We start from the raw sequence: 24,370 nt of genomic DNA on the forward strand, positions 1-24,370 counted from the left end.
ATGACCGCTATGACTCTGTTGCAGAATATGTTAATGTTCTCAAAGATATTAATAATCTGGATTCGTATGATATTCTGGAAGGTTCTTATCTTATGGTATGTTATGCAGAATAAACTGATAAGCTTGTTTTACTCACTAATTGAATTCCTGTTATGATATCATTCATGAAAATGGTATTTTGAATAACTCTGTTATTCTTAATATATTTATATACTTTTACCCGATTAAGGCAGTTTGGATTTACAGTTGTGTATCATTCATACTGCCTTATTAAATTCATCTGACCATTCAAATACCTCTGTTATTGTTATTTTGTTATCTGCTTGTCACAGGAGTGAACTAGTGCTATTCTTTTTATAGCTGTAAAATGATAAATTACATTTTACAGCATTGAATTATTTTATTTTTATTTGTAAGAGAATTGAAGGCAAAAAATGAAAGACAGTAATGTGAAAATGAAAAAGGATAAGGCATATATCGCATACTTTCACCTTCCGGGTTTGTTTGAGTTTTATGACTTATATCGGGAATTTCTCCGATTGTATCGTGAGCATAGAGAATACTTTTATGACTGGTGTGAGATTGGATCTATATATGGAGCTCCGGCAGATTGTGTCTGGGGTGGAGGACGTGTAGGATATGGTGATCATGATCCGGTAGATGTTCTGGCTCTGATGGAAGAGTACAGGATTTCAGCGAGATTGACTTTTAGTAATTCTTTACTAAGGAAAGAACATCTTTCAGACAAGAAATGCAATTCTTTGTGTAAGATATTTGGAAGAAATAATAAAACACGAAATGGTGTCATTATTCATTCGGAATTACTGTTGGATTATTTGAAAACGAATTATCCCAATTTTTATTTTGTCTCATCTACAACTAAGGTTTTGACGGATTTTCAGGCATTCCTGAATGAAGTAAAGCGGGATGATTTTCTTTATGCAGTTCCTGATTTTCGATTAAATAAAGATTTTGAGAACTTGAATTCATTATCCGAATCGGAAAAAGATAAAGTAGAATTTCTGTGCAATGAATGCTGTTTTTTTGGATGTAAAGACAGGAAGCGGTGTTATGAATCGGTTAGTCGTAAATCTCTTGGAGAAAACAGTACTGACTTTCAATGTACTGCTCCTGAAGTAAACGAGGGTTATCGATTTTCAAAAGCTATGGAGAGTCCTGGATTTATTGGAATAGAAGATATCAAAAATGTCTATCTACCGATGGGATTTTCGAATTTTAAAATCGAAGGACGGGGACTTGGAAGTGCATTGATTCTGGAATTTTTGCTCTATTATATGACAAAGCCAGAGTATCATATACATGTTCGGGAAGCAGTATATCTGGATAATATGCTGGATTTGTTTTAGGAAAGGAAATACAAGATGTTTTTTATGATGGGTATCACAAATGGAAGAAAGGATTTGGATTTTACACAGACGATACTATGTAATGTTTGTGGAAAGTACGGAAGATATCAGGTGTTCATGACATACACAGTTTTGTCTTTATTTTTTATTCCGTGTTTAAAGTGGAATAAGCGGTTCTATGTTCAGACAAGCTGCTGCAATGTGGTATATGAGCTGAATCCGGAAATTGGTAAAAGAATTTTACGCGGAGAAAATGTAGAAATCATTCCAGAATATCTTACCAGAACCGAATACGGAAATCATGGCTATTTGTATAAGAAATGCAGAAATTGCGGTTATGAAACGATGGAGGACTTTGAGTATTGTCCAAAGTGCGGGTGTAGATTCTAACAAAAGCTCCTAACCACGCTAAATGACTGCACGGAACAGGAAGCGCATGACTTACTTCCCTTAAACCATTTTTCGTTTGTTTTCTTTCACTCATCAACATTTATAAAAGCAGACCTGGAAAAGGCTGTCACAATCTCTTTGATTTTATTCACGACAGACATCATTGTATGTCTTCCCGTTTGGGAGGCGGATGATTGCTTCGTTAAGAGATTCTTTCTCTTTGTCCGCATTTTTTACATCGGCAATGCGGTAGTTGTGATTGAACTTTGATGTTAAGGTATCGTACGATTTTACTTTTTGAATATGCATAAAACAATAAGCCATATTATATATTCCTTCTTTTTATTTTTTCGATTATAATATGATAAAAAAGGTCAAACAAAAACGCAGTTGGAAAAGGGTTGGAAAAGGGTTGGAAAAGACTTGGAAAAGGGTTGGAAAAACTGATGCATAGTATGTTATACACATTAAAAATTCCTTTTCCAACTGGGAAAAAGCACACAAAAATAGGTATATTAAAAATAATCAATAGAAAATCATAGATTTCTTAAGAAAGCGGGAAAATAAAATGATAAATATACAGTATAAATATGCGTCTTCCCAAATAATATAAATGTCATGAGAAACAAAAATGTTGCAAGGACAATGCATACGATGGTAGAGTAATAATCCCAAAATAAGCCTAAAATGGATCATAAAGGAACCACATGGAATGTGTTCTTAGCTGCTAAAATGGAAAATCCTCCAGTGTAAACCCCAAAACCACATCTGGCGCAAGTAAAAATGGCACGTAAAGATGGCACTAAAAAGCGACAGAGTGACACAGAAAGAATGTCAAGTAAAGATGGTTATAAATGCAAAAACATACCACGTAAAGGAGGTATCAACAGTGCAAAAGAATAACACATTGCACTAGTCAACAAATTTTGGACACGAATTTCAAAATATTATTCAGTTACATCGTAAGACTACACAAGCCGTACGACACCCTTGACATCGCTCCAAGAAACGCTGCACAGCTTTCGCTGACGGTATGAACTCATGAACAGATTTGATTTGTCATCCGTCGGACATTCTTCATTGAAGATCTTGATATATTTATCTACTTTTTCATGAATAGGTTGTTCCCCTGTGACATGAAAATTCAGAAAAAGCTCTGCTTTGATCCAGCCATTGATGGATTCCATTGCGCTATTATCGGTAGGAGTTCCTGCTCTGGACATGGATTTTGTCACATACATTGGAAGAAGATCGTTAAATGCCTTTGAAGTATAAACGGATCCTTGATCGGAAAGAAGAACCATCTGGTATTCCTGATTGGCAGAGGTTTCATCGGCATGATATACCATACTGATTACATGGCTCTTGCCATCAGGAGCTTTATTAAGTGTTCCCTTAAATCATTTTTCGTTTGCTTTCTTTCACTCATCAACATTTATAAAAGCAGACCTGGAAAAGGCTGTCACAATCTCTTTGATTTCGTTCACGACAGACATCATTGTATGTCTTCCCGTTTGGGAGGCGGATGATTGCTTCGTTAAGAGATTCTTTCTCTTTGTCCGCATTTTTAACATCGGCAATGCAATAGTTGTGATTGTACATAGATGTTAAGGTATCGTACGATTGTACTTTTTGAATATGCATAAAACAATAAGCCATATTATATATTCCTTCTTTTTATTTTTACAATTCTAATATGATAAAAAAGGTCAAATAACAATGCACTTGGAAAAGGGTTGGAAAAGGGTTGGAAAAGGGTTGGAAAAACTGATACATAGTATGTTATACGCATTAAAAATTCCTTTTCCAACTGGGAAAAAGTGGTTAATAATAGGTATATTAAAAAAAATCAATAAAGAATCATATATTTCGCAAGAAAGCGAGAAAATAAAATGTATATATATACAATTAAAAGTTATATTGATACCATGTGATTTGAAATGGTAGCAAAAAGATCAATGTAATATGCTGGCAGAATAATTGCTAAATAAAGGAATGATCCTAAAAATGGAACACGAAAGAATCTCATAGAATGGCTCAGATATTATATAACTGTTAAGCTAATGGATAAAAATATGTCAGGTTAAGATGACACAAAGAATGCATAAGAATGTCAGGTTAAGGTGGCAACTATATTGAATGCAGAAAGAATGTCAGATTAAGGTGACAAAAAGAAAGCAGAAAGAATACCAGGTAAAGGTGGCAGCTTTATTGAAAGCAGAAAGTAAGTCAGGTAAAGGTGACAAAAGAATGCATAAGAATGTCAGGTAAAGGTGGCAACTCTATTGAAAGCAGAAAGTAAGTCAGGTTAAGATGACACAAAGAATGCATAAGAATGTCAGGTAAAGGTGGCAACTATATTGAATGCAGAAAGAATGTCAGATTAAGGTGACAAAAAGAAAGCAGAAAGAATACCAGGTAAAGGTGGAAGCTATATTGAATGCAGAAAGAATGTCAGGTAAAGATGACACAAAAAATGCATAAGAATACCAGGTAAAGGTGGAAGTTTTATTGAATGCAGAAAAAATGTCAGGTTAAGATGACACAAAAAATGCATAAGAATGTCAGGTAAAGGTGGCAACTTTATTGAATGCAGAAAAATGTCAGATTAAGGTGACAAAAAGAAAGCAGAAAGAATACCAAGTAAAGGTGGCAGCTTTATTGAATGCAGAAAGTAAGTCAGGTAAAGGTGACAAAAGAAAGCAGAAAGAATACCAGGTAAAGGTGGCAGCTTTATTGAATGCAGAAAGAATGTCAGGTAAAGGTGACAAAAGAATGCATAAGAATGTCAGGTAAAGGTGGCAAAAAATACATAAGGGTGACAAGTTAAGATGACTTGGAAAACACTTGGAAAAAACAACCCATAGTATGTTATACGCTTTACATTATGCTATTTCCATCCTAAACTATTTCGTTTTACAGGTGATATTAAAAATAATCAAAGTGATGGAACTGAACTAAAAAGGAAAGAATCATATCTCGTTGATTTCATGTATCCGGATGTGGAAATAATTCATGTATGAGAGGCGTTGTTAAAGGAAAAGTCATCTGGTAAAATAATCTTACATTGTGCGTGCTGTAAAACTTCAATTGGAAGTGTGAACCGGGATGGTGTGTAGTATGTACGAAAAATATTAAGCCGTAGGCGAATATTTGATAAAGATGTCGCCTGTTATGCGACTATAAAGGGTCTGGAAAATGTTACAGTGTAGTTGAGTTAGAAATAATTATGTACATGAAGGTGGCGGAGAATATGGCAAACAAAGAATTGATTGAGGAAGTTGGAAAGTACATAGATAAATACTATGAGCCAGGGACAGATGATATTAGGATGGATGAAGAAATGAAATCCATTTTTGATAAAATAACAAGCTTCCGAAAAAAGAGAAAGGAACAGAAGAAGCAGGAAGCACCTGCTGACTATGAGACAGATATGTCTGCTCCAGCGGAATTTGATGTGAGCAGCATGAAAAAAACGAAGATTACCAAAGAAATGTCGCAGACAATGGCGACGAACCGGAACATAGATGATCTGATGAATCAGATGGAAGAGACATTTTCTCAGCGTCTTCTTCGTATGATTGATGAGAGAGGATTGACAGATTCTGAAGTTTATACAAAAGCCTATGTTGACCGGAGGCATTTCTCAAAGATACGGAAAGATATCAACTATGCCCCAAATAAGAAAACGGTACTGGCGTTTACAATAGCATTGGAGTTATCCTTGGACGAAGCAAAGGATCTGCTCCGCAGTGCCGGGTTTGCATTATCCAGAAGTTCCAAAACAGATATTATAGTGGCATATTTTTTGCAGAATAAAATCTATGATATGTTTGAGATCAATGATGTACTGTATGCTTATGGGCAGCCGGTATTTGGTTAATTAGTCGAATGGTAAAAGGCAATTGTGGAGGAAAAGATGAAGGAATGGAATGAACTTTTAGTGTATATAGATGAATACGTGTATATACAAGAGGATGAAGAAATTGTAATTCGTTATAGCGCAAGGGCAGACAAGGCAATAAGAGTATATGATAAAGGTCTAAAACTTGCTGGGGAAGGGGAATATGGAAAATGGTTGTACGATATTGCTTTGGATTGTGTACGCAGAATGTCGCGGGAAGATTTAGAGTATGTAAAGAAGCATTTATATTCTAATGAATACCATTTTGGTTACGCAATGGGAATCAGGAACAAGTATATTCATCCTTCAAAGAAGCATAGCTACTTTTCGGCAGATAATGTTTCTTCAAGCATTATGACAAGAATATTCTCATTAGTCAGTCCATTCTATGATTTTCGGAATGCAAGATGTGTAAGATTTTTCGAAAGTAATGAAGTGAATCATCTTATGGAACTGTATGGAGAATCTCACGCTGATATTATAAATGAATTTATCAGTGAGATTACAAGCGAAATTATTCTTTCAGATAACGGCAATGATACAGAGCAATTCAAAAAACGACTTAGAGAAGAGTTGGGTCAAGAAGAATTTGTTCGCTTATTCAAAGAGGCATATTTATATTACAATGAAAAAGAAAAGCAAAATGAGAGAGACGACTGGTACTGGAATACGAATTTTCCGGAAGTGAAAGCTATACTGTTTCCGCTAGAGGCAAAACAAATTATTGCACTTAGGCAACTGAATTATTTTAGGTATATTGAAAGTGGAACTGCTAAAACGATTGCAGATTGTAGAAAGTTTATAGATGAAAATCTAGGTTTACGAGATGACTACGCAGATTTTATGGCAAGATGTGGATGGGAGGCGTGCAGCCCATATTTTAACGGAACATGGGGGAATATGAAATTATACGTGTTGGATCTGGATTATGTGTTACGGATGAAGTTGAGACAGCAGAACATTGAGACTATAGGAGAACTTTGCAAAAGATCACCAGAGGATTTGTTAGAAATTCAATCTATAACAACGGAAGATGCCATGAAAATACACGATGTGCTTACAAAATGGTTAGAGGAAAGGAATATAATCAAGAAATAGATAGTATGAAACTTTAGTTGATCATTGTGAATAATTTGAGGTGAAGAAAGAAATTACGAGAGGAATTCCGATATAGTATAAAGATATTTACAATAATATTAAATGGCGAAATAATTGTCGCCTGGTATGCGACCAACTCAGTTGGTTCTGTATATAAAATGTGATTATGAACGATGGAAGGAGGTAATCCCACAAGGGATGCCATTATGACCTGTAAAACAGGGTCAAGAAGGAGGTAATCACATGAATACAGGATTAACAGAGTTGGTTTTTATTTTGGACAGAAGTGGTTCCATGGGAGGACTGGAGACAGATACTATTGGTGGATTTAATGGAATGATTGCGAGACAGAAATCTGAAGGGAAGCAAGTAAATGTTACAACGGTGCTGTTTGATGATCAGGTGGAGATCATTCATGATCGGTTTCCAATTGAGATTATTGAGCCGTTGACAGAAAAAGAATACTATGTCCGGGGCTGTACGGCACTGCTGGATGCAGTGGGAGCTGCTATTGAAAAGATCGATAATGTCCAGAAACATCTTCCGGAAGCACACAAAGCCGGAAAAGTTATTTTCGTTATTACTACGGATGGATTGGAAAATTCCAGTGAAAATTTTACATATGAACAGATCCGGAGAATGATCAGTGCAAAAAAAGAGTGTGGATGGGAATTCTTATTCCTTGGTGCCAACATTGATGCAGGGAAAGAAGCGGAAAGAATCGGTATTGCCCGTAACCGTTCTGTGACATATGAAAATGACCCGGAAGGTGTTGCTATTAATTTCAAAGCCGTGGGTAGGGCGGTGTCAAAAGCAGTACAGGCGGAAAGCATGGAAGAAGTATTTGATGGTAACTGGGCAGAGGAGATTGAAGAGCATAAGAAAAACGGTAGGGGGGAAAAATCATTTAGTTGTTGAGTGTGATTTATTCTTTTTACACATTCAATACTGTTATTGACCTCTTAAAATAACGATTAATGAGCTAGTGGCCGATGGAGCTACCAGCTTTTTTGGAAGTGCAGATTTTTGAACAGCATTCGAAAGTAATATAGAAAAAAGAAGAACCAGAAAGATTAACCACAGATTGGAAGGATGATCAATATGAGCAGAGAAATCGGTGGATATATGAATCTAATAGCTGCGGATGATACCATGCTCATTTACAGTTATTGTTGTTATAATGTAAATAATGATGACTGGGGAAAAATGAAAAAGATGGAAGATGGCGAAATATTTATCGACAGAGCTGCGTTGGGTGAACCAGAAATTCATCGGAAAATGAAAAGGATGTCTAGTGGAAGGAAGAAGCTGATTGAGAATAGAGTACCAAGAGTTATTCTTTTTCAGACATGTTGGGAGCCGGACAAGTCACTATTAAAAATGCAAGTGGAACCTGGATGAAGAGTCCATATGGCATTGATTTGATGGCATGCAAGATTGCCTGAGCAGTGATACAATAACTATCAGGTTGAAATGTCGCTTTTTCCGCGACATATTCAGCCTGATTTCGTGCTTAAGTAAATAATATATGTAAAAAATCACAATATTATGAAGAAAATGCTTCGAAAAAATAGTAACTATTGACAAAGTTCGTCAAGAAGTATATGATAATTTATAGCTTCATACATTTTTAGGCAAAGCAAGCGAAAGCTTGTGACGCAAAGCTATAGGACCTATAAAATGGTAGCCAGTTACAGTAGAAGCATTTGAGTATAGCTGGAAGTACTATATTCAGATGCTCTTTTTAGTTTGAAGGTAGGATTCTAGATGAACGAATTTTTGACGATAAAAGAAGTAGCAGAAAATTGGAATATAACTCCTAGACGAGTACAAAGGATGTGCGCTGAAGGACGAATAGAAGGCGCAAAAAAATTCGGAAGGGATTGGGCGATACCGGCGGATGCTGAGAAGCCAAAGGATGGCAGAGTAACTACCGGTGAGTATAAGAATTGGAGAAAGAACGCTAAAGAAGCGTAGGTGATGATATGGCAGGAAAAGGAAGTAGATTCGTTGCTTCTTTATTTGGAATTCGTCTAAGTGAAGACGCACCTCAATTACAAAGTTTGGTTCCGCAGCGTATATCAAATGAAATTATGACTGGACAGCTTCCTAAATTTAATCCTTCAACGATTATGTTAGGACAAAATGAAACCTGTCATTTTATGGACAAAGCTGCTTTGGCAGTTAAGCAGAAGGAAAGATCATATTCAAGCAGACGTGGCGGAAGCAGCTACAAAGTAACCAAGAACTGGACAATGCATAATATGCACGGAACGACCAGACCAATTGATCAGGAATGGTTCGAGTTCAAAGAGGGCGTTGTTTTTGTTACTAATGAAAGAATTATCTTTGTTGCGCCTGAGCATGGATTTGAAAAGAAAATTAAGAACTTGACGGCGATTATTCCTTATACAGATGCAGTTGCATTACAGTTTGGAAGCCAGACTATAAATTTGATGATGCCTCAGTCACAGCTCATGACTATGGTGCTGCAGATGGTGCATTAAGAGAGGAATACTATAATGATTGATTTAAGTAAAGTAATAGGATATTCAAAGGATTGTTTGCAAAGTCGTTCATTAATGAGAGCGGTTATTTTGGATTTATATCCAGGGCAAACAAGAGAAATGAATGTACTGTTAGATGTGTATGAGAGTGGGGTGCCGCGTGAGATTAGAAGAGCAGGGGCAATTACTGATTCTCAGTATGCTGCTTATGTACAAAGAATAGTGAACGATTATGGCTTACAAGAAAAGTATGTAATGGAAGGACTTGATGCTTGGATAGACCAGTGTATTGGTGTAGGTACTGCTGCAAAAATACATAAACCAAGCATTTTGCTGAGTAGCGGAGCAAATGCAAATCCACAGCCTCGACCAATAAAACATGCCACTATTGGAGCTCAGTCTGTACAAAATGTGGCCGGCTCCGCTTTTTATTTTGATCTTAAATCAGTAGATGCAGATAGTGTTGAAATAATTAAGTTTAAAGGATTTGATGAGAAAGAGCTGACTGTACCAAGCACAATTGATCGGAAAAAAGTTGTTGGGATTGGAAAAGATGCATATAAAGCATGCAAATCTGTTGAAAAGATAATTATAGCAGAGGGAATTACATATATCGAAAATGGGGCATTTGCTGAGTGTCCAATGTTAAAGGAAGTAATTTTGCCTAGTACACTGAAAAGAATTGGTTCCAAAGAAGACAGTTCGAAAACAGATAGGTTTAGCTATCTAATGAGTATGGAAAACGAAGGAGTGTTTGCTCAGACTACAATAGGGCATATTATACTTCCGACAGGATTAACATATTTGGGAAAGGAAACGTTTAGTGGTTGCTCTTCTCTGGAAGAAATTGATTTACCAAACGGTATTACTGAGATAAAGTCAAGGACGTTTAGTAGCTGTTCAACATTAAAGAAAGTGCTATTGCCTGATGAATTAAAAACTATTGGAGAGTTTGCATTTTTTGGATGCTCAAAGTTGCAAGAAATCACATTGCCTGTTAAGGTGACAAAAATTCTTGAATATGCTTTTTGTTCATGCGGAATGTTGAAAAATGTCCAGCTTAACGAGGGGCTGTATGCAATTGAAAATAATGTTTTCGAAAATTGTAGTGCAATGACAGAAATAACGCTACCGAGTACGTTGACTGATATTGGAAAAGAAGTATTTAATTTGCACGAGTATCATTCTCCATATGATAGAAGAAGAAACGGTTGGTATTCGGACAACAATAATCCGAAATTAACAATTTATTGTTATGCAGGTAGCAAGGGACTTGAATATGCAAGAAATGAGGGCATTCCTATCAAGGATGCATCAAAACGATAGGTTGAGGAGGAAATCATGGGATCATTAAAAGTTGGCGATACAGTCAAAATGAAATACGGCGGAGAGGCTAAGGTTTTAGCTGAGTTTGGCTCTGGCGGACAGGGAACGGTTTACAAGGTTTCCTACAATGGAAAAGAATATGCTTTGAAGTGGTATCACAAGGATGTTTTCAAAGGAAAAGAGAAGGAGTTCTATCAGAATCTTGAAAATAACATCCAAAAAGGTGCTCCTACAAAAGACTTCCTCTGGCCTCTTGGTATTACAGAAGTACATGCAGGTGTGTTTGGCTACATCATGGAGGTAAGACCTGCAGGATACTATGAGTTGACAGAATTCTTTGTTGGTTCAAAGAAGCAGAAGCAGGTTAGATTTAAGTCCTTTAATGCAATTGCAGATGCGGCAATAAACATTATTCAGGCATTTAGAGAATTACATAACAGTGGATATAGCTATCAGGATATCAATAATGGAAACTTCTTTATTAATCCTGAAAACGGAAAGGTTCTTATTTGTGATAACGACAATGTTTCACCATTTGGTGTAAACCTTGGAATTCTTGGTAAGCAAAGATATATGGCTCCAGAAGTTGTTACAGGAAAGAATGATCCGGACAAGCAATCTGATAGATTTTCACTCGCAGTAATTCTTTTCAGACTGTTGTTCATTAACCATCCATTGGAAGGAAAGAGATCTACGCCTCCATGTATGACAAAAGAACTGGAGAGAAGATACTACGGAGAGGAGCCAGTATTTGTTTTAGATCCAAATGATGATAGAAACAGACCGGTTCCGGGAACAGACAAAAACTTAAAAACATTCTGGCCAGTTTATCCTCAATATATCAAAGACCTCTTCATTAGAGCATTCAGTTCAGATGTAATGCTTAAGAAGGCTCCAAGAGTAATTGAGAAAGAGTGGTTAGATGTATTCTTCAGATTCAAGGCAAATATTGTAAAGTGTCCTCACTGTAAGCAGGAAACATTTATTACACAGCAGGGAGGAAATACATGTATTGAATGTAAGAAGAAAATAATGGTTCCTAATGCGATACAGTTCAGTACAGTAACAGTACCTCTTTATCCGGGAACAAAACTCATGATGTGGCATGCAGATTCATCACAAAATGATGTAGAGACAAAGCTTGGAGAAATTATCGCTAATCCAAGTAATCCTAATGTATTTGGTATCAAGAATCTCAGCACATTGAGTTGGAAGGTAAACCTTCCAGACGGAAGCCAGAAACCATTGGCTCCTGGCGCAGTAGTCCCTGTAAAAAAGGATTTCACGATTGAGTGTACAACCAATCCAAAAGATGCAGGAAAGATTATTTAATAGGAGGAAGCAAAAATGTCACTGTTAGAAGAAATCACACCATCACCTCGAAAGGTAATGACTTTATTTTATTTGGTAGATACATCCGCTAGTATGGGTGGATCAAGAATCGGAACTGTAAATGCAGCTATGGAAGAATGTATCCCTCTTCTTAAGGAGGTTGCTGCAGCGAATGATGATGCGGAAATTAAGGTTGCAATCCTTCAGTTTTCAAGTGGATGTTCATGGGTTACTCCGGCATCTGGTCCGGTAGGTCTTGATGATATCATTTGGAATGACCTTCAAGCAGGAGGAATGACTGAGTTCGGTGTAGCATTATTAGAATTAGATAAAAAGCTCTCAAGAAATGAGTATCTTAATTCTCAGACAGGAGCATATGCACCAGTAATTTTATTGCTGAGTGATGGTGGCCCTACTGATAATTGGGAAGTTGGCTTAAATAAGATTAAAGAGAACAACTGGTTTAAGCATGCAATTAAGATTGCTATTGATATTGAAAGCGGATCTGATAGATCTGTACTTGCACAGTTTACTGGAAATTCAGAGGCTATTCTTGATGCAAAAGATACTGCTACCCTTAAGAAGATGATTCACAAGGTAAGTGTTCGCGCATCTGAATTCCAGAGCCATAGTAAAGCTTCTTCAGATACAGTAACTTCACCAGATCAGGATTCAGCAGATATTGTATCAGCAGTTGTTAAGGATGTTGATGAAGATAATGGTGCACCAGTAAGTGCAGATGATAATGATTGGGGTGAATGGGACTAATTGTAAGTATGGGACTGCTTGCCTAGTGGTAGGCAGTCCTTATTATATAGCAGGAGGCGAGGCACATATGACCGATAATATATTTTCGTTCGCTGCGACAGAAACGGGATATAACCATATAAAAGCAGAGCCAAGCAAAGTATGTGAAGATGCATCTGGTTTTTATAATGACGACCAAATGCATATTTGCGTTGTTGCAGATGGACACGGAAGCAATAACTATCCCCGTACAGATAGAGGATCTAGGTTCGCAGTAGATACCGCAATCGAACAAATTAAGGCTTTTGTTGGAAAGATATATAATCCTAATCCTGGGGATTTAGAGATAAGTGAAAAGGAAAGCAATGAGCTTATAGACAAGCTTTTACATACAAAAATCAACGAAACGCATCTTCTTCAATATCTTTCAAGAAATATTCTTATGAAGTGGCGTGAATTCGTTGAGAAGGATGTTAAAGAAAATCCATTTCTGGAATCTGAGATGGCGAATGTTTCAGAAAAGTACAAAAAGAGATATATGCCTGAAAATATTGGTGAGAGAAGAGCAGAAAAGGCATATGGCTGTACATTGATTGCTTATGTTGTTACGAAGAAGTTTTCTTTTGGTATGCAGATAGGCGATGGAAAGTGTGTTGTCATCGACCAGAATGGCTTGATTTCTGAACCTATTCCATGGGATGATAATTGTCAGATGAATGTGACAACATCAATCTGTGATAGCGATGCATCGGATGAGTTCCGATTTTTCGTAACAGAGGAAATGCCATCAGCCGTATTCTGCGGTTCTGATGGAATTGATGATTCTTATGCCAATGTCGAAGAGATGTATGCATTATACAGATCTATTGTGAAGATATTTGTTGAGCATGGAATTGAAGTAGGAAAGTCTGAGATAAAAGAGTATTTGCCAGTTCTTACCAAAAGAGGCAGTGGTGATGATGTGTCAATAGCTCTGATTATGGATATTCAGAGAGTGACAGAACTGGCTCCTGTATTTAACGCACAGACTGAGTTGTTCAATTTGGAAAATCAACTCAAAGAGAAACATCACATAGCATCGGTAAATGAAGAAAAAGAGAAGGCTTTGACATCCCAATTATCTGCAATGATGCGTCCAAGAATCAGAACTCCTTTGGAGCATCAAATATATAACCAGATTAATGAATTGAGAGTCAATATGGCTCAGATGGATGAAGAGATATTAATTCTTCAGAGAAAAATAGATAATCTGAAGCTTAGAATACTAAATGTGATTGGTCAGTGTGAACCTGGAATGGCAGAAGTCGCTGCAACAGATACCAGCGTTATAGTAAAGGTGGAAGAAGATACAGCAGTTCAAGAAGCTATTGTTGCAGAATATATTGAGAGTTCATTTTGTGCTGAAAATACAGAAGAGGTCTTTGAAGCAAATAATGAGGTGACTGGAATAGAAGCTCAGAACGTTGTTTCAGAACAATCTTCAACGGCAGAGGAAACGGAAGTGAGTGTGCCAGAAGAAAAAACAGTATCTGAACCGCAAAATATGATTGTAATTTCAGAAAAGACAGTTTCCATTGCTGAGCAGATAGCAAAAGTATCTCAAATGACAGAGCAACCTGACGCTAATGTGGAAACAGAGGAAGATATAGAGACTTCAACTGCTGTTACACCTGAAGAATAGGCAGGATTAAAAACAAGGAGGCATTAAGGTGGAGAACTTAACGCAGATATTTATTAGTCGCTCTGATATTTTGGATGATGAGAAAAAACTGAAAAGTGTGTTCTCTGATTCTTATGCAAATGATGTGGGAAGAATTAATAGAATGATGAAAGCCTATGAAGTAGGTGTGCTTGAAGCACTTGTCAACGGAAAGGATTCTGATTTTGAGAAGAAAAAGTTGATTAATCGTCTGGTAACATTGCATGACATGCAGGAGATGAAGGCTGCTGAGGCAATAAATGAATGGGTCAAAATTTGCAGTAAAAAAGTCATAGCTGAGTATAAGAAATATCTTGGTGAAAAGAAGCAGAAAGAGATTGAACAAAAAGAAGAGAGAGCCCAAAAAGAACAGGCACAGAATCAGGAAAAGAAGCGAAAGGAGCAAGAGCAAAAGCTTGCTGAGGAACAAGCTGGTGAACTGAGCATAGATTATGATAACTATGACAGATACATCAATTTAGATCTCTCACAAGGAAGTTTGGTAAGAGGTATCCCTTGCGGAGTAGGAAATGGTGACTTTGGTTTTATCGTAAAAGGAACTAATCATGAAGATCTGAACGATTATAATCCGTTTCCAAGTGTTCATGCTTTGGTATATAACTTCCTGATACGAGATTCACATATTACGAAGGATGCATATCCCCAGTATATGAAGAACCATCCTTTTAACCATGAATTGAATTATGGTCATGTCTATAGATATATCATGATTCTGCTTGATTTATTGAAGCCAGAGGGAGAGACTATTCTCAAACTTAATATTCTAGGAGATAAGGATGAAGTTACCGCAGCGCAGGATATCCTGAACGAATATTTGGCTGTATTTGGAAGATTAACCAGGTCTTCTATTTGCTCTATCAAAGTTATAGAGGATTCAAAAGGGAAAAGTATATCGGTTGATTCAAAGGCTGATTATTATGTCGAGAATTATACTAGCAATCAGGGATTACGAAGAAGAATTAGATACGGAAGCAGAATAAAATACAGACTTGATAAATCGAATAGAGCAGACCTCGAATTTGTATTGAGAGAAATATCTCCGTTTACTTCATTTAAGAAAGGACAGTTTGATGCGTTATGCTCGATGATGAACTCCGATGGACATGCGGTATGTATTATGCCTACAGGAAGTGGTAAATCTTTGATTTATTACTTTGCTTGTTTGCTGCAACCACAGGTAGTATTTGTTGTATCGCCTACAGATATTCTAATTAAAGACCAGATAAGAAATTTAAGAAAATTCCATCATTTTGATAATGTTACTCATTTAGATTTGAGAAGCGGAAATGATTTCTCATTTTTTAAGCCAGGTGCAAATCTTATGTTTCTTACTCCGGCAACATTTCAAAATAGAAATCTTTTTGGGGTGTTTAAGCGTTGGAAGAAGGAAATATCATATGTGGTGCTTGATGAGATACATTGCTTGTCGAATTGGGGACATGACTTCAGACCAGAATATCTTATGCTCTCAAAGAATATGAGTAAATATCTGGATGATGCCAGATATTTAGGTTTTACAGCAACAGCAAATTATACGGTTGCTCAGGATATTCAGAAGCAGTTGGATATACCGTTTAAGAATTTTTTTTCTCCGGTTTTATTTGAAAAGAACAATGTCCGTTATAATTTCAGAGAGGTAGACACTACTGAGGAAATGTTAGAACAGGTACGTTTAATAGCAAATGATATAGTTCATAGAAATGAAAGAGCTATTGTGTTTACCAAGAGTGATGAGATATCAGAGATGGTGGCGGACGCTATCGGATACGAAGCAGATGTGTTTACAAGTGACAAATCTGAGTCTTATGCACAATTTGCAGAGGGACTGTGTCGAATTCTTGTGGCAAGCGATGAACTGGGGATAGGTATTAACCTTCCAAATGTTAACTGCACAGTACATTTTGGAATGCCAGTATCGAAGAATGAATTTGTACAGGAAATCGGAAGAGCTGGACGCGCAGAAGAGAGAGTAACCTCTTATGTGGTATATCTGAAACCATCAGAGGAGAATATTCCGGCGTATTTGTTGAAACGTGAAACGGTTATTGACAACCTTCCACAAATTTTAAATGAAATGAACAATGATTATGCTGATGTATATCATAAACTTAATTGCGGGGCAGATACCAGTGATATTCTGTATGATCGCTTGATTGATATTTATTCGGATTTTCATACTGGTAAAAAGACGGTGTACATCATAGATTATCCAGCAAAAGGTATAGAGGTCTATAAACAGCTGATTTATATGCTGTATGTAACTGGATATGTAAAAGATTGGTACACATATAGAGTTATAGATGCAACAGATGAGATAGAACTTATAGTTGACATATGCTCGGTGCCTGATTCAGGAGGACATAGAATAGTAATGCTTGATGATGCAAGTATGCTTGAGAGAATGAGAAAGACTTCAAGAGATTATTTTGCGTCAATGGGTAATGATCGTGAGAGTATTTTCAAAGTATCGAAAGCTAAGAAGATAGAAGATATATTAAAAATCTATGTGACTTGGTATTATGAAAAATTCCTATATCATCATAAGGAACAGTTCTTGGATGTGTTTGAGTTTTTGACGACTAATACAGATTGTAATTCGTTGAAGATTACAGAAGAAATTGAAGACTACTTTACGCTTCCTTTTATCCATATTAAGGAAGATGAAGAATACTATAGTAATATGACGTTTTCTGAATTGTCTAAACAGGTTATTACTGGAATTGGCAAGAATACTTTGTCTAATTTGGAAAGAATTAACAGTAACAGCTATTCATATAAACTTGACTATTTACTTTTTATTGGTAACTGGAGTCGTATAGGCAGATTTGATGCAACCAGAATTGAAAGATTCTGGGGAAAATTGAATGAAGATGAACAGAAAAATTTCTTGCTAACAATGGCAGAACTATATGTGTCTTGCACAGATGAAGCGAAATGGAGCTATCTGAGATATATTGATGACCGCAATAATATAACCGGTCTTAAATTATCACAAGTGGTTGATGCCATTTATAAGAAGTCACCGAGAGATATGCTTTTCTACGGTGTTATGGCTAGAGCAGCAAATGAAAAATTCAACGGATTTATAAGGAGATAAATATGCTTGGATCAATAGAAGAATTAGAAAAAGATATAGAGCTTTTTCAGCAGAATGTGGCAGCATCCAGTGAGCTTCAGATGTTGTTAAAAAAGATGTTGGAGCAGATTAAGCAGCAGAACTCTGAGTTTGGAATTCAGTCATCTGCATTAATATCACGGGTAGACAATCTTCCGTATACAATTGAAAACGCGAATATTTCAAGCAATAACAGAGTTAAGAATGACATTGCTGCTGAAGTAGACAGAGCATTACAGTCATTTGCAAATGAGCAGAGCAGATATTTACAGGCACTGAAAGATGTTGAGCAGAAGATTCAGACACTTGCAGACCAGGCAGAGCAACAAGGGAAAATGTATGCTGATGGGGTTGCTTCTACTTTAGATAAGTTTGATGAGTCTGCAAAAAAGATTGTCGAAGATAACATCAGAGTAAATAATGTATTAAAGGCTGATATTGATAAGTTATTAGCAGAAAGAAATGCTGCTTTTTCTGAAAGTCAAGGGAAGTATATTGTATCACTTCAGCAAACACAGAATGAAATAAAGAATTGTGAGAGCCAGCTTACAACTAAGTATTTCGAATTTATCGATACTTTGCAGAAGACAAATATTTCAAATCTGTATAATCAGAATAAACAACTGAAGGATGAACTTAACAAGAGAACAACGATTCTTATGGGTATTTCTGTAATTTCAATTATTGTTGGAGTGATAAGTTTCTTTATTTAAAAATTCTGAGTGACGTGATGGAATGAAAAAAATTTTCCAACCCTCAAGGAAGTTTTAGAGGAAATATAAAGAATAATGATTGGAAGAAGCTGAAGACATATAAGAGCATGATTACTTTTGTGGCAGTTGTTTTGATGGTTACAATCGGAATAGCTGCCATAAGTGTTTTTAGAAGAAGCAGCGGAAATAGTGGACTGGAGTATTCATCTTATGAGATTCCAACATATGACATTATGCAAACATACAATAGCGAGTACCGTGTCAAACACTAGTTTTTATGAGATAATCCCTTTATAAAATCTAAGTTTTTTCAAGGAGGGCTATCTCATGGATAGAATCACTCACAAAGTCCGTTGCGAACAATGGACTAAGATTATAAAAGAATGTCTGGCTAGTGGAATATAATGAACCCATAAATTAAGACAAAAAAATCATTGTTTCTAAGTTGGATTTCCCGTATGATTTTTATAACGAAAGGAGTCCAACTATGGCAAGACAACAACATTCACCAGAGGAAAAATCCAAACTTGTCCTTGAAGCAATTCGAGGTGAGCGTACCATTAATGAGATTGCTGCTGAGAACAATATTCATCCAAACATGCTTTCAAAGTGGAAGCGAGAAGCGGAAACCCAACTGTATACACTGTTCCAGGACAACTCATCAAAAGAACGTAAGGCTCAAAAAGCACGCGAAGCCGAGATCAACGATTTGTATGCTCAGATTGGCAAACTCACCACTCAGAATGAGTGGTTGAAAAAAAAATCTGGTTTCTAAGCTTAGCGTACCGGAACGCCGCCTGCTTGTGGAGATGAACGGATCGACTCTTCCGATTTCCGTACAAGCCAGCCTTTTGGAACTTAATAGAAGCGGGCTCTATTATCAGCCGGCTCCACATTCTAGAGAGGATTTGTACATAAAGCAGATGATTGACAAAATCTATACCCGATACCCGATGTATGGATACCGCCGCATTTGCTGGTATCTTAACGAAAAAGAGCATTATCTGATCAATCACAAAGCAGTCCTTCGTCATATGCAGGAAATGGGCATACAGGCCATATATCCACGGCAAAATACAAGCAAGCCGGAGCCGGCCAATAAAATTTATCCTTACCTGCTGAAAGGGCTCAAAATCGACCATCCTGATCAGGTTTGGTCCATTGACATTACCTATATACCAGTCAAAACAGATTGGCTTTATTTGGTGGCAATCATCGATTGGTACTCACGGTTTGTGCTGCATTGGCAGCTGAGTGATACCATGGAAATAGGATTTGTTCTGGATACCAGCCACAAAGCATTGAAGGTATCCAAACCTGAGATCATGAATTCTGATCAGGGAAGTCATTTTACGAGCCCAAAATTCACACAGATTTTTCTGGATGCCGGATCAAAAATCAGTATGGATCACCGTGGTCGCGCTTACGATAATATTTTCGTGGAAAGGCTCTGGAGAACCGTAAAATATGAGGATGTGTATCCAAATGCATATGAGACACCCAGAGATGCACGTATCGGTATTAATAATTACATGAACTTTTATAATCATGAGCGTCCGCACTCACGGCTAAAATATCGCACGCCAAAGGAAGTCTACTGGGACAGGTAATTATCCTGTCTCTCCCTTCCCAGAAGGGTAAGCGCGGATATATGAGCTGTAAAGGGTTCCTTCGGAAGCTGCTCAGCAGCACACCCTTGACAGCTCATATATCCACACTTAGTGGGTAAACAAGGGAGAAAAGGATGGGATTATCCCTTCTGAAATCCAACTTAAATTTTTTAAAAAAGTGTCTTGACAAATGGGTTCACTTTAGAATGAGTAAAACAGCCTGGTGTAGAGAACATGGTATTTCTGACAAGGCATTTTTTTATTGGCAACGTCGACTACGTGAAGAGGCTTATATCTCTATAATAGAGTCTTCCTCGTTTCCAGCAGTAAGTGTATCTGCAGAACCATCGGTTGATTTTGTTGAATTAAGGATACCTGAACAATCCATTGGATTATCAGCTGCATTCAGACCAGATGGGATCATTCGAGAGGACTCCTTTTCGCTGGAGATTTCAAACACGGCTTCTGCGGAACTGCTAAGCAGAATCGGAGGTCTTTTACATGCTGAATGATGCAACCGGTTTTGACAAGATTTTTATTCGTAGGGCAAACGGAAAACGATATGGTAAATGGGAAGTAACTATATAATATATTGATTACAACTTCTGTAAAATGAAAGTTAGAGAAATGTAACATAAAAATCACGAAAGAAAATCTATAATTAAGGAGAAAATCATGGAGAGTATTATGAATATTTCAAATCATCCTTGTGTTGAAGATTTGTGGGCAGGAATAGGGGGTCACTTTAGATACGTGGGAAATATATACGCGTACACAAGAAGATTATATGAATGGTTTATTTAAAAAGATTTCTGCCCCGTATAAAATAGATGGCTTTACTGGCATTATTTGTAGAGATAAAAAATGGCCAGGAAAATTAAATGGATCAGGTACGATAATTAAGTTTACATGTACTAGAGAGATGTATTTGACAATAGCGCGTGGAATTAGAGGCGGAATGACAAATTTTAAATCAATCGCAGATGTATTATGCGAAGATATTGGATTTGTCTATGCTGGAGTGATAGAAGAAAATGGCGTTAGTATTACTATTGACATGATTGATGCAAATGGTGAGAGAATCAATCGCGCAGTGGGCGCAGTAAAACCAGACTGGGATGATTATATTAGACCAGGCTCAGGTAGCCAAGATTTCAATTTGGGCAATGGAACTGTGACAATTGAATACAAATTTGGGAAGATTAATGAAAAAGCAACACGAAAGGAGTTTGATAATTCAACAGTAAGAAAATACTATAAACGCAATATGTCTTCCTCTGGCGTAGAGATTCGTATTAATGGAAGAATGCTATGTTATAATCTGTTTAAAGAAATATGGGGTATAGAAAAGCATAATTCATATAACTATTTGTTAGTTACAATTAATTTAAAATCGGATAATAAGGATGCATTACCGGAAACAAGAACATCCAAAAATGGTCTGCGAGAAGGTGATGTTAGATTGGATAATTTATATTCATGGATTCGTTCAAACATGAGTATGCCGGAAAAAGATGTGTCCATGGCAGATCATGAAACAGATTTGTTTGAACAATTGAAGGATAATATGCTTAAGTATAATCCGGATCCTAATAAAGTCATTACTACGGAATTATATGTTTTTACAAGTACTGGAAATAAAAAAGATAAAGTACGCATAGATTTATATTGTAAATCATCAAATGGAATTACCATATATGAAGGTAAAAAAGAAACTACAACTAGTAAAGATGTTTATCAATTGAGGATGTACTGGGATGGATTGATATATGATGGTATTAAACCGGACAGAGGGATATTAGTTGCAATAGAGCATCCGGAATCTGTGAAAAATTTAATTTCTATTGTAAATACTATGTGTGATGCTAATGGTAATAACTATAATTTTGTGGCTCAAACTTGGGGAGAAATTGGGATTAATGTTTCAAAATGATAGCGAGTGATATTAATGAAAAAATGTGAACCAAGGTTCCATGGCGAAGTATCTGAAAAAAGCCATAAAAATATGAGCCGAATTCGTGGAAAAGATACGAGCATTGAGGTTACTCTAAGAAAAGCTTTATGGAACAGAGGATATCGATACAGAAAAAATTTAAAAAACCTTCCAGGTAGACCTGATATCGCATTAACTAAATATAAAATTGCAATCTTTTGCGATAGTGAATTCTTTCATGGGAAAGATTGGGAAGTTTTAAAACCAAAGCTCGAAAAAGGGAAGAACCCAGATTACTGGATTCCAAAGATTGAACGGAATATGGAACGGGATAGAGAAAAAGATAAAGCGTTGTTATTTGCTGGTTGGACAGTAGTACATTTCTGGGGAAAAGAAATTTTGAAAAACACAGATGAATGTGTGAGAGTCATCGAAGAGATTATTTTCGAAACGAAAATTGGTACAGAAATATATTCGGAAGATGATTGAGATAATAGTTGATCAATTGGCCATCTTGTGCTATAATCTGATTATGCTATAGAAAAGAGAGGATTACTAATGAACAAAACCGTATGTGAATTGTTTGCTGGTGTAGGTGGCTTTCGTTGTGGTTTAAATAATATTAAAAGTATTGAAGATAATAAAGAAGAAAAGTGGGAAACGGTTTGGTTTAGTCAATGGGAACCGGCAGAAAAGAAGACACAGTATGCACATAGTTGCTATGTGTATCGTTTTGGTACATGCTTAGATAAAGATGGTAATGATACAACTAATTGGAATATAGAAGAAGTGGATAAAAAGAAAATTCCGGATTTCAATTTATTAGTAGGAGGTTTTCCTTGCCAGGATTATTCGGTAGCGTCTACTTTATCAACATCTAAAGGTCTTGAAGGAAAAAAAGGTATCCTGTGGTGGTCAATTAGAGAGACAGTCGAAGAAAAGCAGCCACCATTTATTCTGTTAGAAAATGTTGATAGATTGATAAAATCTCCGGCAAAACAGCGCGGTAGAGACTTTGGTATTATTCTTGCTTGTTTACGAGATGAGGGATATACAGTAGAATGGCGTGTTATTAATGCTGCAGAATATGGTTATCAACAGAGAAGAAGAAGAACTTTTATTTTTGCTTATAAAAATGAAACAAAATATAATGCGAGAATTCAGGAAAGTGTGGCATATAACAAAGAATCTGAATTGGAAGAAAAAAGAATCAGTATGACAAAACTTCTTTTGAAAGATGGCTTTTTTGCTGAATCATTTCCTGTATACGATGTGGATTCAAAAGTTTTACAGAGTACTGAATTGCCAGAAGGACTCGGAGAATTATCTGAATCATTTACTTTTGGATTTCAAAATTCCGGTGTCATGAAAGATGGTATGGTCTATACATTTAAAACAATGCCAAAATATGATGGTGAGCAGATTACACTGGGTGACATCATGGAAACTGGAAATGTAGATAAACAGTATTTTATTCCCGTGGAGAAGCTGTATTATAAAAATCCTAATGATACCCATAGTGATGAAACTCATGAAAAATTACCAAAAGAATGTAGGCAAACATGGCAATATTTGAAGGGAGCAAAGAAGTTGCCACGTAAATCTGAAAATGGGCATGAATACATCTTTTCAGAGGGTGCAATTCCAATGGTAGATAGATATGATAAACCAGCACGTACGATGTTGACTTCTGAAGGGAATTTTAGTCGGACAACACATATTGTTCGGGACAAAAAGACCGGAGATATCAGATTACTTACAGCATGTGAGACTGAGCGTATTCAGGGCTTTCCTACAGATCATACAAAGTATTGTTTAGTAGATGGAGAAGTTGTTGAAATGCCTGTTAAGAAGCGCCGTTTCATGATGGGAAATGCGCTTGTAGTAAATCTCATCGAGCAGATGGAACCACTATTAAGTGAAATCTTTGAAAATGAAGAATAATAGATACAAATAAGTGAATGCAGGGTGTTTGAACCCTGCATTCTTTGTAATATAGTCTTATAGATATTCTGTCTGGTCTAATAAGCCAACAAGGTATGCACCTCTTACCCAATAATTCTGAAAAGTCATATTTACACCATTGATGCATACTGGCTTATATGTCGAGTTAGTACTTGTTCCACGAAGAAATACTTGGCCTTCAGAGGCTTTTGGAAAATTTGGTGCAGATTTTACTGTGCCACATGGATTAATGATAGGAGTTCCGTCTTTTCGGCGCTCTACGACATCTCTCAATTCGTTGTACCATATAAGGTGACGGACTCTATCCCAAGTTTTTCTGACTTCTACTTCAACAAAATAATCATTAAAACTGATACGTTTAAAGCCGAGGAACTCGCAGTCAGAAAGAGGAACACTTTTTCCCGGTGCAGGTCTATAAGGTTCTCTGAAAATGGAGAATAAAAAGGTTCCATTATAGAAATGATCATAACAGGTTGATTCTTCAAATGATATCGATGCATCCATAATTTCTTCAAAATCAACAGGGATAAATTTGGTGTCTTCTGTGCGAGCACCATTGCAGTTTAATATAATGGTTTTGCTGATAAGCCCCATTTTGCTGAAAAGCTCAATATCAGCCATTTTTTTAGAGCTTCCGCCAAAC

The 24,370-nt window shown here is 36.6% G+C and carries 25 protein-coding genes and 1 riboswitch; of the genes, 22 read left to right on the forward strand and 3 right to left on the reverse strand.

Annotated elements, in window-relative coordinates:
* Window positions 1-434 precede the first annotated feature (434 nt).
* Together ACQRCC_RS14900 and ACQRCC_RS14905 are read left to right on the forward strand one after the other, a co-directional pair.
* The gene (locus tag ACQRCC_RS14900) at window positions 435-1,367 is read left to right on the forward strand and encodes a hypothetical protein (RefSeq protein ID WP_427851530.1); all 933 of its coding nucleotides are present in this window, start codon (window positions 435-437) and stop codon (window positions 1,365-1,367) included.
* A gap of 15 nt (window positions 1,368-1,382) precedes the next feature.
* A complete protein-coding gene (locus ACQRCC_RS14905; protein WP_427851531.1) occupies window positions 1,383-1,757 on the forward strand; it encodes a zinc ribbon domain-containing protein in 375 nt (124 codons plus the stop codon).
* 144 nt (window positions 1,758-1,901) lie between these two features.
* Here the strand turns inward: ACQRCC_RS14905 and ACQRCC_RS14910 are convergent, their stop codons facing one another.
* Window positions 1,902-2,081 carry a hypothetical protein gene (locus tag ACQRCC_RS14910; protein ID WP_427851532.1) on the reverse strand — a complete coding sequence of 60 codons (180 nt, stop codon included), beginning with the start codon at window positions 2,079-2,081 and terminating at the stop codon, window positions 1,902-1,904.
* A gap of 644 nt (window positions 2,082-2,725) precedes the next feature.
* Window positions 2,726-3,106: a hypothetical protein gene (locus ACQRCC_RS14915; RefSeq protein ID WP_427851533.1), complete on the reverse strand. Its 381-nt coding sequence runs from the start codon at window positions 3,104-3,106 to the stop codon at window positions 2,726-2,728.
* Between the two features lie 790 nt (window positions 3,107-3,896).
* Here ACQRCC_RS14915 and ACQRCC_RS14920 point away from each other — a divergent pair.
* From ACQRCC_RS14920 to dcm, 20 genes are all read left to right on the forward strand, one after another.
* Window positions 3,897-4,028: a hypothetical protein gene (locus ACQRCC_RS14920; RefSeq protein WP_427851534.1), complete on the forward strand. Its 132-nt coding sequence runs from the start codon at window positions 3,897-3,899 to the stop codon at window positions 4,026-4,028.
* A 315-nt stretch (window positions 4,029-4,343) separates the two neighbouring features.
* A complete protein-coding gene (locus ACQRCC_RS14925; RefSeq protein ID WP_427851535.1) occupies window positions 4,344-4,553 on the forward strand; it encodes a hypothetical protein in 210 nt (69 codons plus the stop codon).
* 457 nt (window positions 4,554-5,010) lie between these two features.
* Complete coding sequence (locus ACQRCC_RS14930; protein WP_427851536.1) at window positions 5,011-5,640, forward strand: helix-turn-helix domain-containing protein; 630 nt, start codon at window positions 5,011-5,013, stop codon at window positions 5,638-5,640.
* Between the two features lie 36 nt (window positions 5,641-5,676).
* A complete protein-coding gene (locus tag ACQRCC_RS14935; RefSeq protein WP_427851537.1) occupies window positions 5,677-6,759 on the forward strand; it encodes a hypothetical protein in 1,083 nt (360 codons plus the stop codon).
* Between the two features lie 243 nt (window positions 6,760-7,002).
* Window positions 7,003-7,677 (forward strand): vWA domain-containing protein, encoded by a 675-nt coding sequence (locus tag ACQRCC_RS14940; RefSeq protein ID WP_427851538.1) that lies wholly within the window; start codon window positions 7,003-7,005, stop codon window positions 7,675-7,677.
* A gap of 183 nt (window positions 7,678-7,860) precedes the next feature.
* Window positions 7,861-8,160, forward strand: coding sequence for a hypothetical protein (locus tag ACQRCC_RS14945; protein WP_427851539.1), 300 nt, complete (start codon window positions 7,861-7,863; stop codon window positions 8,158-8,160).
* 222 nt (window positions 8,161-8,382) lie between these two features.
* A riboswitch (cyclic di-GMP riboswitch) is annotated at window positions 8,383-8,458 on the forward strand.
* Window positions 8,459-8,526: 68 nt separating this feature from the next.
* Window positions 8,527-8,736 (forward strand): helix-turn-helix domain-containing protein, encoded by a 210-nt coding sequence (locus tag ACQRCC_RS14950; protein ID WP_427851540.1) that lies wholly within the window; start codon window positions 8,527-8,529, stop codon window positions 8,734-8,736.
* A gap of 8 nt (window positions 8,737-8,744) precedes the next feature.
* The gene (locus ACQRCC_RS14955) at window positions 8,745-9,266 is read left to right on the forward strand and encodes a hypothetical protein (protein WP_427851541.1); all 522 of its coding nucleotides are present in this window, start codon (window positions 8,745-8,747) and stop codon (window positions 9,264-9,266) included.
* Window positions 9,267-9,281: 15 nt separating this feature from the next.
* The gene (locus ACQRCC_RS14960; protein ID WP_427851542.1) at window positions 9,282-10,592 is read left to right on the forward strand and encodes a leucine-rich repeat domain-containing protein; all 1,311 of its coding nucleotides are present in this window, start codon (window positions 9,282-9,284) and stop codon (window positions 10,590-10,592) included.
* A 15-nt stretch (window positions 10,593-10,607) separates the two neighbouring features.
* Window positions 10,608-11,924: a protein kinase domain-containing protein gene (locus tag ACQRCC_RS14965; RefSeq protein WP_427851543.1), complete on the forward strand. Its 1,317-nt coding sequence runs from the start codon at window positions 10,608-10,610 to the stop codon at window positions 11,922-11,924.
* Window positions 11,925-11,939: 15 nt separating this feature from the next.
* The gene (locus ACQRCC_RS14970) at window positions 11,940-12,692 is read left to right on the forward strand and encodes a vWA domain-containing protein (RefSeq protein WP_427851544.1); all 753 of its coding nucleotides are present in this window, start codon (window positions 11,940-11,942) and stop codon (window positions 12,690-12,692) included.
* Window positions 12,670-14,352 carry a protein phosphatase 2C domain-containing protein gene (locus tag ACQRCC_RS14975; RefSeq protein WP_427851545.1) on the forward strand — a complete coding sequence of 561 codons (1,683 nt, stop codon included), beginning with the start codon at window positions 12,670-12,672 and terminating at the stop codon, window positions 14,350-14,352. Before ACQRCC_RS14970 ends, ACQRCC_RS14975 begins: the two co-directional genes overlap by 23 nt.
* A gap of 28 nt (window positions 14,353-14,380) precedes the next feature.
* Window positions 14,381-17,488 (forward strand): DEAD/DEAH box helicase, encoded by a 3,108-nt coding sequence (locus tag ACQRCC_RS14980; RefSeq protein WP_427851546.1) that lies wholly within the window; start codon window positions 14,381-14,383, stop codon window positions 17,486-17,488.
* Window positions 17,489-17,490: 2 nt separating this feature from the next.
* The gene (locus ACQRCC_RS14985; RefSeq protein WP_427851547.1) at window positions 17,491-18,219 is read left to right on the forward strand and encodes a hypothetical protein; all 729 of its coding nucleotides are present in this window, start codon (window positions 17,491-17,493) and stop codon (window positions 18,217-18,219) included.
* A 487-nt stretch (window positions 18,220-18,706) separates the two neighbouring features.
* Window positions 18,707-18,994, forward strand: coding sequence for a transposase (locus ACQRCC_RS14990; protein ID WP_262655261.1), 288 nt, complete (start codon window positions 18,707-18,709; stop codon window positions 18,992-18,994).
* A 22-nt stretch (window positions 18,995-19,016) separates the two neighbouring features.
* Complete coding sequence (locus ACQRCC_RS14995) at window positions 19,017-19,829, forward strand: IS3 family transposase (protein WP_427851553.1); 813 nt, start codon at window positions 19,017-19,019, stop codon at window positions 19,827-19,829.
* Between the two features lie 134 nt (window positions 19,830-19,963).
* Window positions 19,964-20,341, forward strand: a complete 378-nt coding sequence (tnpA, locus tag ACQRCC_RS15000; protein WP_427851548.1) for an IS66 family insertion sequence element accessory protein TnpA — start codon at window positions 19,964-19,966, stop codon at window positions 20,339-20,341.
* A 275-nt stretch (window positions 20,342-20,616) separates the two neighbouring features.
* The gene (locus ACQRCC_RS15005) at window positions 20,617-21,762 is read left to right on the forward strand and encodes a hypothetical protein (RefSeq protein WP_427851549.1); all 1,146 of its coding nucleotides are present in this window, start codon (window positions 20,617-20,619) and stop codon (window positions 21,760-21,762) included.
* 15 nt (window positions 21,763-21,777) lie between these two features.
* The gene (locus tag ACQRCC_RS15010; RefSeq protein WP_427851550.1) at window positions 21,778-22,251 is read left to right on the forward strand and encodes a very short patch repair endonuclease; all 474 of its coding nucleotides are present in this window, start codon (window positions 21,778-21,780) and stop codon (window positions 22,249-22,251) included.
* A gap of 69 nt (window positions 22,252-22,320) precedes the next feature.
* Entirely contained in the window at window positions 22,321-23,706 is a 1,386-nt protein-coding gene (gene dcm / locus ACQRCC_RS15015; protein WP_427851551.1) for a DNA (cytosine-5-)-methyltransferase, read from the forward strand.
* 57 nt (window positions 23,707-23,763) lie between these two features.
* On the opposite strand, the gene ACQRCC_RS15020 is transcribed toward dcm, so the two are convergent.
* Window positions 23,764-24,370: hypothetical protein (locus tag ACQRCC_RS15020; RefSeq protein WP_427851552.1), on the reverse strand; the 607-nt coding region annotated here is incomplete at its 5' end.

The organism is Sporofaciens sp. SGI.106 (assembly GCF_050314255.1).
Taxonomy (GTDB): domain Bacteria; phylum Bacillota; class Clostridia; order Lachnospirales; family Lachnospiraceae; genus Claveliimonas.

Bases quoted from the DNA above. Each gene is read 5' to 3' on its own strand.
- ACQRCC_RS14950 (WP_427851540.1), top strand. From the start codon at position 8,527: ATGAACGAATTTTTGACGATAAAAGAAGTAGCAGAAAATTGGAATATA.
- ACQRCC_RS14935 (WP_427851537.1), top strand. From the start codon at position 5,677: ATGAAGGAATGGAATGAACTTTTAGTGTATATAGATGAATACGTGTAT.
- ACQRCC_RS14960 (WP_427851542.1), top strand. From the start codon at position 9,282: ATGATTGATTTAAGTAAAGTAATAGGATATTCAAAGGATTGTTTGCAA.
- ACQRCC_RS14985 (WP_427851547.1), top strand. From the start codon at position 17,491: ATGCTTGGATCAATAGAAGAATTAGAAAAAGATATAGAGCTTTTTCAG.
- ACQRCC_RS14900 (WP_427851530.1), top strand. From the start codon at position 435: ATGAAAGACAGTAATGTGAAAATGAAAAAGGATAAGGCATATATCGCA.
- ACQRCC_RS14990 (WP_262655261.1), top strand. From the start codon at position 18,707: ATGGCAAGACAACAACATTCACCAGAGGAAAAATCCAAACTTGTCCTT.
- ACQRCC_RS14955 (WP_427851541.1), top strand. From the start codon at position 8,745: ATGGCAGGAAAAGGAAGTAGATTCGTTGCTTCTTTATTTGGAATTCGT.
- dcm (WP_427851551.1), top strand. From the start codon at position 22,321: ATGAACAAAACCGTATGTGAATTGTTTGCTGGTGTAGGTGGCTTTCGT.
- ACQRCC_RS14940 (WP_427851538.1), top strand. From the start codon at position 7,003: ATGAATACAGGATTAACAGAGTTGGTTTTTATTTTGGACAGAAGTGGT.
- ACQRCC_RS14915 (WP_427851533.1), bottom strand. From the start codon at position 3,106: ATGGTATATCATGCCGATGAAACCTCTGCCAATCAGGAATACCAGATG.
- ACQRCC_RS14945 (WP_427851539.1), top strand. From the start codon at position 7,861: ATGAGCAGAGAAATCGGTGGATATATGAATCTAATAGCTGCGGATGAT.
- ACQRCC_RS15010 (WP_427851550.1), top strand. From the start codon at position 21,778: ATGAAAAAATGTGAACCAAGGTTCCATGGCGAAGTATCTGAAAAAAGC.
- ACQRCC_RS14970 (WP_427851544.1), top strand. From the start codon at position 11,940: ATGTCACTGTTAGAAGAAATCACACCATCACCTCGAAAGGTAATGACT.
- ACQRCC_RS15005 (WP_427851549.1), top strand. From the start codon at position 20,617: ATGAATGGTTTATTTAAAAAGATTTCTGCCCCGTATAAAATAGATGGC.
- ACQRCC_RS14965 (WP_427851543.1), top strand. From the start codon at position 10,608: ATGGGATCATTAAAAGTTGGCGATACAGTCAAAATGAAATACGGCGGA.
- ACQRCC_RS14930 (WP_427851536.1), top strand. From the start codon at position 5,011: ATGGCAAACAAAGAATTGATTGAGGAAGTTGGAAAGTACATAGATAAA.
- ACQRCC_RS14975 (WP_427851545.1), top strand. From the start codon at position 12,670: ATGATTGGGGTGAATGGGACTAATTGTAAGTATGGGACTGCTTGCCTA.
- ACQRCC_RS14905 (WP_427851531.1), top strand. From the start codon at position 1,383: ATGTTTTTTATGATGGGTATCACAAATGGAAGAAAGGATTTGGATTTT.
- ACQRCC_RS14920 (WP_427851534.1), top strand. From the start codon at position 3,897: ATGCAGAAAGAATGTCAGATTAAGGTGACAAAAAGAAAGCAGAAAGAA.
- tnpA (WP_427851548.1), top strand. From the start codon at position 19,964: ATGGGATTATCCCTTCTGAAATCCAACTTAAATTTTTTAAAAAAGTGT.
- ACQRCC_RS14910 (WP_427851532.1), bottom strand. From the start codon at position 2,081: ATGGCTTATTGTTTTATGCATATTCAAAAAGTAAAATCGTACGATACC.